The sequence below is a fragment of the uncultured Erythrobacter sp. genome, assembly GCF_947499705.1.
Taxonomy (GTDB): Bacteria; Pseudomonadota; Alphaproteobacteria; order Sphingomonadales; family Sphingomonadaceae; genus Erythrobacter.
This window is the reverse complement of sequence record NZ_CANMPJ010000001.1, coordinates 2,533,051-2,546,295: the sequence shown is the minus strand read 5'-3', so window position 1 is coordinate 2,546,295 and position 13,245 is coordinate 2,533,051. Positions and strand designations below refer to the sequence as shown.

The 13,245-nt window shown below is 53.6% G+C and carries 9 protein-coding genes; 7 read left to right on the top strand and 2 right to left on the bottom strand.

Annotation, left to right across the window (positions count from 1 at the left end):
• Positions 1-219 precede the first annotated feature (219 nt).
• Entirely contained in the window at positions 220-1,911 is a 1,692-nt protein-coding gene (locus tag Q0837_RS11900) for an N-6 DNA methylase (RefSeq protein ID WP_298469299.1), read from the top strand.
• Here Q0837_RS11900 and Q0837_RS11895 read toward each other — a convergent pair.
• Both Q0837_RS11895 and Q0837_RS11890 read right to left on the bottom strand, forming a co-directional pair.
• Complete coding sequence (locus tag Q0837_RS11895) at positions 1,908-3,050, bottom strand: phospholipase D family protein (protein ID WP_298469295.1); 1,143 nt, start codon at positions 3,048-3,050, stop codon at positions 1,908-1,910. The two genes, Q0837_RS11900 and Q0837_RS11895, sit on opposite strands and share 4 nt — an antisense overlap.
• Before the next feature lie 64 nt (positions 3,051-3,114).
• The gene (locus Q0837_RS11890) at positions 3,115-5,355 is read right to left on the bottom strand and encodes a DUF262 domain-containing protein (protein ID WP_298469292.1); all 2,241 of its coding nucleotides are present in this window, start codon (positions 5,353-5,355) and stop codon (positions 3,115-3,117) included.
• 157 nt (positions 5,356-5,512) lie between these two features.
• Here Q0837_RS11890 and Q0837_RS11885 point away from each other — a divergent pair, with 157 nt between their 5' ends.
• From Q0837_RS11885 to Q0837_RS11860, 6 genes are all read left to right on the top strand, one after another.
• The gene (locus tag Q0837_RS11885) at positions 5,513-5,851 is read left to right on the top strand and encodes a type II toxin-antitoxin system RelE/ParE family toxin (protein ID WP_298469289.1); all 339 of its coding nucleotides are present in this window, start codon (positions 5,513-5,515) and stop codon (positions 5,849-5,851) included.
• Positions 5,852-5,854: 3 nt separating this feature from the next.
• Positions 5,855-6,952 (top strand): HigA family addiction module antitoxin, encoded by a 1,098-nt coding sequence (locus Q0837_RS11880; protein WP_298469286.1) that lies wholly within the window; start codon positions 5,855-5,857, stop codon positions 6,950-6,952.
• Positions 6,953-7,320: 368 nt separating this feature from the next.
• Complete coding sequence (locus tag Q0837_RS11875) at positions 7,321-7,881, top strand: hypothetical protein (protein WP_298469284.1); 561 nt, start codon at positions 7,321-7,323, stop codon at positions 7,879-7,881.
• A 10-nt stretch (positions 7,882-7,891) separates the two neighbouring features.
• Entirely contained in the window at positions 7,892-8,308 is a 417-nt protein-coding gene (locus tag Q0837_RS11870) for a hypothetical protein (RefSeq protein ID WP_298469281.1), read from the top strand.
• A 55-nt stretch (positions 8,309-8,363) separates the two neighbouring features.
• Positions 8,364-12,788 (top strand): RHS repeat-associated core domain-containing protein, encoded by a 4,425-nt coding sequence (locus Q0837_RS11865; RefSeq protein ID WP_298469278.1) that lies wholly within the window; start codon positions 8,364-8,366, stop codon positions 12,786-12,788.
• The gene (locus tag Q0837_RS11860; protein ID WP_298469275.1) at positions 12,785-13,165 is read left to right on the top strand and encodes a hypothetical protein; all 381 of its coding nucleotides are present in this window, start codon (positions 12,785-12,787) and stop codon (positions 13,163-13,165) included. The genes Q0837_RS11865 and Q0837_RS11860 overlap by 4 nt, the downstream gene beginning before the upstream one ends.
• The last annotated feature ends 80 nt before the right edge of the window (positions 13,166-13,245 follow it).

Here is a 13,245-nt window from a genome sequence, read left to right as displayed (position 1 = left end):
AGAGCAGCAGCTTCCCAAGCACGCGGGAAGCACAGTTTTCTGGGGTTACTGGTGTAAACTAGAGCCAAAATCGGCCCAATAAAATCAGAGCGTTGCGAAAGTGCTGTAAACCTAGATTTGCAACGGGTTGCAAATCTGGGCGTTAGTCATCGTCGAACAAAGGCGGCACTTTGCGATCTGTGAGGATTCCTTTGTCTCCTAAAAGGCGCTAGGGGTCGGATGAAGATCAAGAGAGTGCAACCGATGGTTGCGAGGGGATTGGGTTTGAAGTTCAAGGAAGAGCAGACAGCGCAAAAGCTGCGCGGCGGCTATTACACGCCACTCGACCTGGCTTCTTTCATTATGCGCTGGGTCCGAGAGATCAATCCGAGCAAGGTCCTCGAACCGAGCTGTGGCGACGGTGCATTCATTCAGGCCATGGCGGATGTGGGCGGTTTTCAGAAAGCCTCATTGACGGGCTTTGAACTTGACGAGGTAGAGGCACGAAAGTCAGCCGCCAGAGCAAATCAACTGAACTTGTCCGACGCGACAATTCGCTCCGAAGACTTTTTGGGTTGGGCGATTGACAACTTGGACAGAGGTGGTGAGCGTTTCGACGCTGTAGTCGGCAATCCCCCATTCGTTCGATACCAATTTCTGCCACCGGAGTTTCAAACTCGGGCAGCGGCCATTTTTGATGACCTTGGCCTCAAGTTTACGAAACACACCAATGCGTGGGTTCCGTTTATTCTTGCGTCGCTCTCAATCCTTCGTCCCGGTGGGCGCTTGGCAATGGTGGTTCCCGCCGAGATCATCCATGTGACACACGCCAAATCACTTCGCAGCTATCTAGGAGAGCAATGCAGGCGTCTGGTAATTGTTGATCCCGAAGAACTCTGGTTTGATGGAACTCTGCAAGGGGCCGTCATCCTGATGGCCGAGAAGCGCGCTAGTCCGCAGCAATCGGCAGAAGGTCTTGGTATCGTCCGTGTTACTGGGCGCGAGTTCCTAAGACGATCCCCGTCAGATGTCTTCGAGCAGCCACAGTCGATCAATGGGAAAACGGTCGAAGGCAAATGGAGTAGAGCCTTATTGGACCAAGAGACGCGTGATCTCTTCGATGAACTTGAAGGTCACGCTAACGTTCACCGCTTCGACGATATTGCCAGAGTAGATGTTGGAATCGTTACGGGCGCGAACAAGTTCTTTCTCGTGCCCAATTCAACCGTCGAGAATTATGATTTAGCCAAGTATGCTCATCCGATGTTCGGGCGTAGCGAGCATTGTCCCGGCGTGATTTACGATAAGAAGCAACATGCTGCGAACGCTCAAAAAGGCAATCCGACGAACTTCCTTTGGTTCGATGATGCACCATCAGCCATGTCGAAACGCGCACAGCAATACATCGAGAGTGGCGAGGCGGAGAGCCTGCATACTCGATACAAGTGCCGCATCAGAGCGCCATGGTATAAAGTGCCTTCGGTGTATTCGACCGAAGTCGGTATGCTGAAACGCTGCCATGACACTCCGCGTCTCATCTTGAACAAGATCGGGGCTTACACCACCGACACCGCTTATCGCATCCGCACAAAGGCGAGCGACGGTGAACGCTTGGTTGGCTGCTTCATTAATCCGCTAACCGCGTTGAGTGCTGAACTTGAAGGGCGGCATTACGGTGGCGGTGTCTTGGAATTGATACCGTCAGAAATCGAGCGACTTTTGATACCGCTGCCAATGCACGCCAATCTCGATCTGAACGAACTCGATAAATCTATCCGCACGAAGCCAACTCACGAGACGCTAGAGCGACAAGGTGGGTTGGTGTTGGGGGCTTTGGGAATATCGAAGGCCAAACAGGCGAGTGCGCTAGAGGGATGGCGGAAGTTGCGAAACCGCCGACAAAGAACGACCTCCGACGCTGTTTCGGCCTAGTCGATCTCGATTTGGACTTTTGTGCGATCACTGCTGGATCGCCAAATCCGCATCGTTCGGTCCAAGAGGTCCTCTCTTGCAACAAGTGATCTTGCCTCATTCCAACTCAAGCTGGTTGGCGAGTTGTGATCTGCCGCCTCGGCAGCAGCGCGTGTGAGGCTATGGCGAAAAGTCATCTGGAATGTGCCGACAAGGACCCCAGCAATCACAAGATCGACGCCTTGTGATGCTGTCTCCGTTGTCCCCTCCAGCGTCCAATCAAGGTGTCCGAATAGATCATCTCTAAAGTAGGTGACGCGGTTGATCCCATGGAAGGTGCCCGTGCCCAACGTCGTCGAGCCAGTCGGGTTGGAGCCAGGACGAGTTGGAATACCCAACGAACGGCGCTTGAGAGGTTTGCTTTCCCAAATCAACTCTAGGTCTGGTGCAATCGTTCCCGCGCCTGCCGGAAGCGCCTGTCTCGTGGCAATCTTCCGGCGCTTTTTCTTCGGCGTGCCAGTGAACGGAAGTTTGATTGGTGGCTTTGTTGGTCCCGATGTTTGCTTGCTCGCACCAGAGGACGTCTGTGTTCTAGGATTGCGCTCATCCTCAAGCAGACCTTGCCTCATCAAGTCCACGATTTGACGCCCGGACGTGATCTCAAAGCAGTGCTCTGGATGGCCATCAATTAGGTCTTCAAACCCAGTTAGATAGTTCTCAAGCAGGGTTTTGTCCGCCGCCACGTTATGATCCAGTTCGAGATCAACCCCGGCTTCGATGTTGTTGTGTAGACCAGCATGTGTGAGGTTCGCGCTTCCAATGATCGCTCGGGATCGCTCATCTCCAGAAGCGAGGAAGAGTTTTGGGTGAAAGATACGGCTGCGGGTTGCAGTATCAACGCCATAAAGTTTCACGCCTAGCTTCAACAGGCTGGCCATCGCCTGTGCAGTCGTTGAGCCATTGCGCACGCCTACAAACGCTCTCGTCCTTTTCGCTACTTTTGCCAATGCTGCGGATACTGCCCTGACACCTGCGGAGTTTGAGAACGCCGATGCGACGACCAAGTCCGTGATCCACTCCTCGACAAATAAAGCGTTGAGCCTAGCCACATGTTGCTCACCGCCCCCAACGGGCTGGAAGATTGATTTTGCAACGGCCATTAATCACCTCGGAACTTGGAATGGTAATCCTGAACAGACGCCCGTCTAGCGAGATTTGTCTCGTTCAAGCGCGTAGACACCAAACTCCAGCGCCTTTCCCTTCCGGCATCGAAAACAAGTCTTCCTGACCTGCAAATCGCGTTGTCTCACTGCAATGTCTGTGCAGGCAATCACGAATAGTGTTCTCATGTGCAGCAGTGATCTCAAGGCCAAGTTTTCTACGCCCTTCCGCTGCCCGTTCATAGATGTCTGGAAGCGTTGCTCTCCCTCCCAATGAGCGCAACGTCCAAACAAGCACATCGCGCCAACTATCGGTTTCCGGCATGTTATCCTGTGGCTTCGTGATTGCAGGCTGGCTATCTACTAGATCAGTGGAAAGCGCCTTAGCAGTGACGTTGTCCGGGTTGTCATCTCCCGGCAAACCCTCCCAGCGCTTTAATGCCAAACCTGCAAGATACTCGCCACGTTCGATAATGTCCGTTTCATTCCAACTGTCTCGACCTGAAAACCACTTGTTCAAAAAGAGCGTCGTGTGTTCTTCATATTTCGCCGCTTTTTCGGCGAACGAACTGTTGCCTGACGAGATATTCAAACCACTGGTCATTAGCGTCAAATTGCCGAGTGAATGTAGTAGTATGTTTCGGCGCTCGGCTCGCGGATCGCCAGAGTAGCGATCCGCATATTCACCTTCGGCGAATGGCCAACCTTCGTTCCAAGATTGCGGCAGAATGTGTTCAGTCCAAAGGCCGCTAGGGCGTGCGGTTGCTTCACTGAACTTGGTCCTGCTCGCTAGTTCGAGTTCCCATAGGATGTCCTTAGTCCGCTCGCCCGGGGCAAACTGGTAGGTAGGATTGAGAATTAGAGCACGCTTGAACTCTTTGTTCGACGGGAAGCGCGAACTTTCGCCGGATCGCGTGCGGAAGAAAGTCACCAAGTTATCGTATGACGGACCGTTCTCATGGAAATGCTGCGCAATTGCGTTGAACAGCTTGTTGAGGTTCTTGCCCGTCAGTCCACTCACGGCTCGTCGCACGAGGTAAGAGTAGAGCAGGTTAGCCACGGCATCCTGCTCGTCTTGCGCAAGGCTCGATGCCGCAATTTGGAAGGCAATGGGATAGACTGTTGTGACCTGCCAAGAAGCAAGTTTTTGCCCCAACCATTCCATCGTCGGGTTTGTTTCTGCCTTACCTTCAAGGGTCTGATAGGTTGGCGCGTGGCGTTGAAGAACACCGAGTTCGTCCTCAACATCTGGAAAGCGCGGCTTGCCCTTCGGGACGGCGTAAGCCCGATATTCGGCGTAGAGTTCGCGCATAGCGATGCTCTCGCCAGTTTCGGCAGCTAGAACATGAGCAAGAAAGTGATCGATGCGCGGGCGCTTGGGCCGAGCAAAAGGGGCGTTCTCTTTCCACCATGGTGCATCGAACGGACCCCATAGCTTGTTATAGAGGCTTTCGGTTTCGAGGGACTGCTTTTCGGCGCGCTGGAAGATGTTGTTGCGCACAAGGTCCATCGCGAGCAGCGGCTCGCCCTTTGAGTTGAGCGTCTCGAAAATCACCTGCGCATCGTCGCCTTCACCGAGAGTAATGACGACCAATTTCATCTGCTCTAGAACCGCCCGTAGAAGTGCTTCTAGCCGCTGCTCGGCAAGTTCCTGCTCTTCATCTTCTTCGAGCGCCTCAACCTCTTCACCATCTTCGGTATCCGGTTCCCAATCGCTAGGGCCGTTGGCGACGAAGTCTGTGATCCATTTGTAGAAGAGGTCGTAGGCACGAAGCGCAGGGTAGGCGGTGTTCTTCGGAACACCGCTCCCCCAATAATACTTGCCGAGCGTGCTCTGAACGGTCGGATAATCACTCTCCATCAGGGTAATGAAGATGTCTCGGTCCGATGGCGTGGGAGTGAGTTTGAACTTGGTGAGGGGTTCGGTGTCTTTGGCCTTCAACTGATTGAACAGATAACCGTCGACCTGCTCGATGAGATAATCGACCTTCTTCACACGTGCCACTTCACGTAGCGCAGCTAGAAACAACTGGAATGTCGTGAGCCTTTGCTGGCCGTCCACAACCTGAACGCGTGGCGTTACCGCAATCTGGGTACCTTCCGTGAGCGGGGAGAGGATTAGCGCGCCCATGTAGTGCTGGAACTTGTTTGTGCCCTCCAGCACTTCTGCCGCTTTGGCTTCAACGTCCTCCCAGAAAGGCACTAGCCTCGGATCGCCCCACTGATACTTCCGCTGGTAAAGAGGCACCATAAACCGTCGAGGCTCGGACAGAACGGTCTCTACGAGAAGGTCATCAGCGTCCATTTCATCCCCCTCAATCATCTGCCTGATAATCTCATATAGTCGTCTCGGTCATATGACTGCGGTTTGCAAGGCGCCTACTTCTGACCGACAACTCCGCGTTACCTCTTGCGTAATACATCATTCATCATTACCTGATACGTAACCCAAGGATGACGGCATGGAACTCGAGTTCGCCAACCGAAAGTTACGGAAGCGGCTTGAGGAGGAAAAGCAGCTTCAAAAGACTTATGGCCAGTTAGCCAAGCCTCTGCGCCTGCGTATTGCATTACTAAGTCAGGTCGAATGTCTTGCCGATGTGCCGCGTGTGCCTCCACCGCGCTGTCATCAACTAAAGGAAGATCGGCAAGGGCAGTTCGCCGTTGTTCTCAAAGACCAGTGGCGCTTGGTCTTTGAGCCTGCGAACGAGCCACTGCCAAAACTCGAAGATGGAACGCTAGACCTCAAAAACATAACGAAGGTCAGGCTTCTTGAAGTCGTAGATTACCACAAGGGATAAACCATGGCCGATAAAATCAATGCAGATTTTTCACCGGATTGGGCTGTGCACCCCGGTGAGTTTTTGGAGGAATACATCGAGGCCCTCGGTTTTTCGCAAGCCGAGTTGGCGCGAAGAGCCGATCTTACGCCCAAGTTAGTCAATACGATCATTAAGGGGACAAATCCGGTCGAAGCCAGAACGGCTGTCATGCTTGAGCGTGTAACTGGCCTAAAGGCGTATGTATGGACTAGATTACAAGATGAGTGGGACTTGGCGACCACAAGGAATAAGGAGCAATCGACACAGAAGACTTCGACGATTTCCGCTTGGCTCCGGAAGTTTCCCACGCAAGAACTCAAGAAACGCGGTGTGCTGCCTGACACGAAAGACGTTCACGCTCAACGAGATGCGCTCTTGTCATTCTTCGGGGTTGCGAATGAACGCGCCTACAGTGAGTGGGATAACCGCTTTGCGGTTAACTACAGGACGTCAGCGTCGCACAAGAGCAGTCCCGAGTGTGTGCGCGTCTGGCTTCAACTCGCAAAACGTGCTGCCGAGCAGGTGCAAACCACACAGTTTGACGAGAAAAGGCTGTTAAACTCAATAGACGACTTACGAAGCCTTACTTCTCTAAAGGCGGAGGTGTTCCAACCTCGGCTCCAAGATATTTGTTCAGATGCAGGCGTGGCGGTTGTCCCAGTTCCGCCATTTAAGGGCACTAGGCTAAGTGGTGCAGCCTTCTGGTACAGAAACGATCAAGCTGTGATCGCACTGTCCTTGCGGCACAAGACCAATGACCATTTTTGGTTTACGCTTTTCCATGAACTTGGCCACCTTTGCCTTCATGCTCGTAACGCCGCATTCGTCGATGATGATACGACTAACGGCAGCGAAGTTGAAAAAGAAGCCGATGACTGGGCAGAAGAGCATTTGGTTGGCAGAGCGCGATTTAGATCATTCATGGCAACGAGGCCTAAGTCGAAAGTGCAGGTCAAAAGGTTTGCTAGTTCGGTTGGAGTGCATCCGGGCATTGTTGTTGGGATGTTGCAGCATCACAAGGCATTGCCTTGGAGCCACATGAACGATTTGAAGGCTAGATTTGAGTTTGCTGCTACGTAGCCCCTCTAGTCCACACACTCCTGCCCATGTTGGACCAGCGCAATCAAGCAATTCCAGTCTCACATGACTCTGGAAGTGCCCATTTGGACGCTTCTAACTGATGTTGTGACCCTAGTAGGACGCCGCGAAGCCCGTTTTGCAACGGGTTGCAAGGTTCTCGTCATAGGCAAGGAGGCTCTAGCTACGACTTGAAGCAGACTGACTGCTAGCGACCCAATTTCGGACCAAGACTTTCGGCTGATGAACGCGCCAGATTGCCGTAGCGAAATTCGCGTCCGCTCGACCTTTGCTGGAATACTTCACTTTTAGGAACTTGACTCTTTTGTATCATCCTTGATGCTTGAGCTTGAAAACAGGGGTTTTCGTTTATGAGTCGCAAACATGTTTTGGCGGGCTTATTGCTCGCCACGCTTCCAGTTACTCTGGCTCATGGTCAGAACAGCACCAAGACGTATACGTATGACCAATTCGGACGCCTCACGAAAGTCGAAGTTCAAGGCGGATCGAAAGATGGTGAGCAGCGTGAATATACCTACGACAAGTCGGACAATCGGACGGAGGTCAAATCCTCGGGGGCCGGTGTCACTTGTGTTCTTGGACCCTATGACTTCACTGTTCCCGACGGCACTTACGCTTGGCCACGTGTCTATGCCCCGACGTCTGCCGGATGCGGCTTTGATATCGAGTTGAGCTACACGGTAACCGTCCAACAGGTTGGCTCAGGAAGCGGTTCCTTCTTTCACGATTTTTTCCAGTCAAACGAGATACTTGGTGCAACAGATCACGCCAAGTTAGTCTGGATCAATCCCGATGTCGGATTGGCTGCACCGGGATCGCCGGCAGTGCTGCATGTGAATTGGACGGTTGAATCCGGAAACGCCGTAGTCGCATCGCCCGGATACTCAGTGGTTACGATCAGTGCCGATTAAGGAGAGCGATATGCTGAGTGGTAGTCGGCGCGCCGCCGCCTTGACCGGATTGTTAGCAGCCAGCCTGTTTGTTGCTGGATACGGCAGCGGTGCACTCGCCCAGCAGGGTTCTGGTCCGCAGCAGAACGGCGCTGCGACCGAAGAAAACGGTTATGTCTGTCTCGCCCGGTCCGGAACAGGGCCAGGAGGGTCGGCCCAGACAACCAAGATCATGGTGCCGGCTTCCTACGAATCCATTCTTCAAGGGCGAGGTTTCAATCGCACCAATTGCGCTGATGCGAAGAAGTGGCTTCAAGCGGCTGGCCCATCAATGTGTGCACTAGCCGATGTCGATGACCCCGCATTCGTATCGCAGTTTCTCAACACAAACGGACTGACCCCTCAAGAGGTGTGCCAGTTGCTCGGGCTGCTTCCGGGCGGGTCTTAATCGAGAGCATGAACCGACTGCCTTCCAACAATAACTGCATAATCAGGTGCATTTGATGATTAGATCGCTGAATAGTCTGATTGGTGTCGGCGCTCTGGCTGGTCTCACTGCCGCAGTGTCGGCGCAAGAGATTGACCCAATCGATGTTTACCAAGACCCCAATGGCATCGATCTGGTCAGCAACAACGTCAGCACGTCTCAGATGCCTGAGCTGTCTATCCCTGCTGCGCCTGAACTCACGTTTCGCAATCTAGGAGACTTCATCCCGCTCCTAGAGGTTGTAACTGGCGATGGGACGGTCGAGTACGATGCCAATATCTACACGGTAAATGCTGGCGGTATCGCGTCTGACGTGTTTGCACAGTGTAGCAATGAGACATGTTACGCATCCAACGGTACCGGAGGCATGCTCTTCAATGCAGAAGGCTTCGACAATCCAGTTAACGTTCCACCCATTTGCGATGGGCCAGCTTGCCCCCCGCCTCCGATCGTTGAGCCAGGCCCTGGAGATGTTCTTGGTCTCGGAGGTGTGCACTACCGCCAAGGCGGCAGCGGTAGGACAATGTACTTTATTGAGCGAACTGGGCGGGCGAGCGGCACCTTGCCTCAACCTGTTAATCAATTCCTTGCCAATGAAATCATCAATCCAGGCGGTAGCGATCTTGCGATTGAATATGAGAAGAAGTTCATCGGCGGTATTGAACGCCACAGACCGGTCGTTGTCAAAAGCACCTCTGGCTATGAGCTAAGGTTCACTTATCATTCTAACGGCGATGACGACAATTGGGGGTTCGTGCACAAGGCGGAGATCGTAAAAGCAACAAACTCCGACACCGTCCTCGCTTCGCACACATATTCTGGAAACACGGTCACCGATATTGCCGGGCGTGTCTGGCAATGTGTGTGCTCGCCGAAAATCTACCCAACCCGGCCTGAAAACAAGGGTAGTAGGCTGCGGCTCCCGGGGGAGAGTGTCGACGCCTTTGATACTTTTAGACAAGCAAGCAGCGACACCCGCTCGGTCACTCGCGATGGAGTGACCTATCAATACGTATCGGTAGCAGACAACAACTGGCCGGGCACAGACGACGCAATCGAGGAATTGCGGATTACCGATCCGAATGGTGGCACCACGATCATCGACGTCAAAAACACGCAAGCGACTACAGGGCAATTCGATCCGCCTCGGCGACGCATTGACTCCGTTACAGACCCGCTCGGGAACACAACGACATATCAGTACACGGGTGCTCAGCGGCTTAGAGGCGTCACTTACCCCGAGGGCAATTCCGTTTCGGTAAGCTACGATACTCGCGGAAACTTGGTATCTAGGACCGATTCCTCAAAGCCAACGTCGTCGCTTCCAGACATAACGCAATCGGCTGCATTCCCAACGACCAGTTGTGGGATCATCGGCTTCAATTGCTACCGACCTACTTGGGTTGAGGATGCGAAACAGAAGCGCACCGAGTTCACGTGGAACTTATGGGGATCGCTCCTTACGCAGCTCGATCCTGTCGATGAACAAGGGAGACGCCGCAAGGTCAAAAACACGTGGTCTGGAACCATAGCAATCAACGGCGAAACATGCCCTGCGTTCTTGCAACTTGGGTTGCCAGGACCTCCGCGTTGCACCCCGCGCCTGCTTAAGGAAGAGATTTGCGAAACGGACGCAAGCGGCACAGAAGTGACCTGCGGGACGGCCAATTCATTCGTCCGTGAATTCACCTATGTCGACACGACAAGCCTGGTTGCCAGCGAAACGATTACGGATTTTGACGGTAATGCGCCCCTCACCACGAACTACACCTATGACAATGCGGGTAACATGCTGTCGATGGACGGCCCGCTACCCGGGACTGACGATGCGACCTATTATCGCTATGACGCGCTCCATCGGCGTACATGGGAGATCGGACCAAAGGGCGAAAATGGGTTCCGGCCGGCAAGAAAGACGACTTACCGGGACGCCGACGATCAAGTGGCGCGAATTGAGACCGGCAACGTCGTCCTAGCGACCGATACGAGCTTTGCGAACGGCACTTTTGTCGACGCCCAAACGAACTACGATTCGCGCCGTCTCGCACGGAAGACCGTCGTGATCTCGGGAGGCACGACTTATTCGGTCACCCAGATGAACTACGACGGATTAAACCGCACAAAGTGCACTGCTGTTCGGATGAACCCTGGGTCGTTCGCTTTGCCACACGACGAAGAGTGCCAACAGACCCCGGGCGGCTATGCCGAGCCTGACCGGATCACCCAGAACCACTACGATACGGAAGGCCGCGTCATTCGCATCGAACAAGGTGTCGGCACCCCCGATGTTCGCGACTACGCCCGCTACACCTTTACCGACAATGGTCAGATGGAGAGCATGACCGATGCTCGCGATTACAAGGCGCTGATGACGTATGACGGGTTCGACCGTCAGAATGCGTGGTATTTCCCTCACCCGATTGTCGAAGGAGTACACAATCCCAGTGACGTCGAACGTTACGAATATGATGTAAACGGCAATCGCACCAAGCTGACCAAACGCGATGGTTCACAGATCAATTTCATCTACGATAACCTAAATCGCGTTGTAGAGAAGACGCTCGCTGACAATTCAGGGCTGCTTACACCTTCGCTGCACACCCGCAGCGTGCACTACCAATACGACATTCGCGGCCTGCAGGAGCATGCCCGTTTCGACAGCGACACTGGTCCGGGGAGTATCTCGACCTATGATCGCTATGGAAGGCTTACTAACACAAACGATACCACCACGTTCTCCGGCGGGCGTCTGCTCGAATACACTTACAACGCGGCGGGCAGCCGTACCTCGATCAAGCACCAATGGGATGGTGCGACGTTCAGTTACACCTACAGCTCTGGCGGCCAGTTCGATCAACTCAAAGACCCTCAGAACAAGATCCTGATCGACTACAATTACAACACGCGAGGGTTGCTCGAACAATCGATTAAACTGGGTTCTGCCCCGACGCAGACTTGGGCCTACGATCCGATCAACCGTCTTGCCTCCACCGAGCTCGACAGCATCGGCAACCCGTACAATATCTCATGGAGCTTCACCCGCAACGCGGCCTCCCAGATCAAGACGGAGACGCAAGACAACGAACTATTTACCTGGGACGGCGCGCAAAACGACATGGCGCCTTACGTTGCCAATGGTCTGAATCAGTATTCGACGGTCGATAACGTGCCGTTCGCATACGATCCCAACGGCAATCTCACTGACGATGGTGAGTACACGTATCTCTACGATGTCGAGAACCGACTCGTGGAGATGAAGTACAAGGGGCCGACCGACGACTGCCCGAGCGTTGCGCCAGGGGCATTTGCCGCGAAACTGTTTTATGATCCACTCGGGCGCCTGTCCAAGACGATCAACTATCCTTGCGGCGCACAAGGGGCTACCACGCGCTACCTCCATGATGGCGATGCGCTAGTGGCGGAATTTGCAATAAGCGGCACACTCGTGCGCCGCCATCTGCACGGTCCGAGTGCAGGTGCCGACGATCCGCTGGTGAGCTACGAAAGCCCCTTTGTGTCATCAGCCTACGCCCGGTTCCTGCAAAGTGATGCGCGCGGCTCAATCGTATACCGCTCGGACGAAAATAACAGCAGTAACAGTCGCAGCGTCAACACCTACGACGAATACGGCCAGCCAAGCGCCAGCAACACCGGGCGGTTCCAGTACACCGGCCAAGTGTGGCTGCCTGAGCTCGGCATGTACTACTACAAGGCTCGCATCTACTCACCGCGACTTGGACGATTCCTCCAGACCGATCCCATCGGTTATGAGGATAACGTCAATCTCTACGGGTATGGCGGCCAAGATCCAATCAACATTGTCGATCCGTCAGGTCTCACTGCCGGTTATATGTCCGAATCAGACTTTCGGGGAGCGCGGTTTGCTGCCTCTTTCCTGTCAGGTACGAGTATCAGCGGAATAGGCGGAAACTCAGCAGGACGCGAAGGCTTAGGTGAAGGAGCTGGAGAAAGGCGAACAAGCAACCAAGGTGTTGAGGGACCAGAGATCGTCGACATGGAGGCTGAGCATAAAGCGAATACATCCGCCTTGGCTAGGATCTGGCGCGCAGCCAAGAGAAACTCGCCGTACTCAAATCTTGGGAACATTTGTAAGGCCTTTACCCCAGCATCCTGTATTGAAGAAGTTATGGCGTCGGGGGGGTCTATGCTTTATTCGCGTAGCTTGGTGGAGGCTTATGAGGAAATTGGGACACCAACGGGATGGGAATGGACGCGCGGAAGTACCTCCGCAACGGAAAACGCTGGTGAGAACTACGTTCTGCGCGAAATCAATCCTGATGGAACTGGATACACTGATCGACACATGCGCTGGACCAAGAACGTGAGTGGGAGGCATAATAACGGCAAACCCTATTGGAGAGTCGCTAATGGCCGTCCAAAGAAAGGTCAGAAAGAGATCCATTCTGGAGGTGGTTGGTGAGTCTCCATCCGATCCGTGAAGCAACCGAGCTGCTCTCACTGTGTCCAAGTAAGCAGACGCTTGAGTTGCAAAAATCTTTCGATGCTAAAGACTTGCCGTTGCGGCTGGACGATCGCGTTGACGAATTCTTGGTCGATTTTCAAGAGAATATGGTCGCTTTGATGATGCACAAGGAACTTCACCGACTGAAGCGAGAATTACCCTCAGTCTTCCTCTGTTTCGACGCCATTCAGTCATGGCTCGAGACAAAACCAGATCTGCGTACTGTACAGGGAATGATCTTCTCAAGCGAGTGGAGCGCATTGCGCAGCATCGCTCGTGTAGCCTTGTCGGAGATAGAGCAATTTCGGAAAAAAGAGACGATCTCATTCAGCTAAGTACAATTCTGCGAAGAACAGGAAAAGTGAGTCCCGCGGTCCATGGTACGCTCAAAGTTGTTTGCTCCAGCGCAATGCAA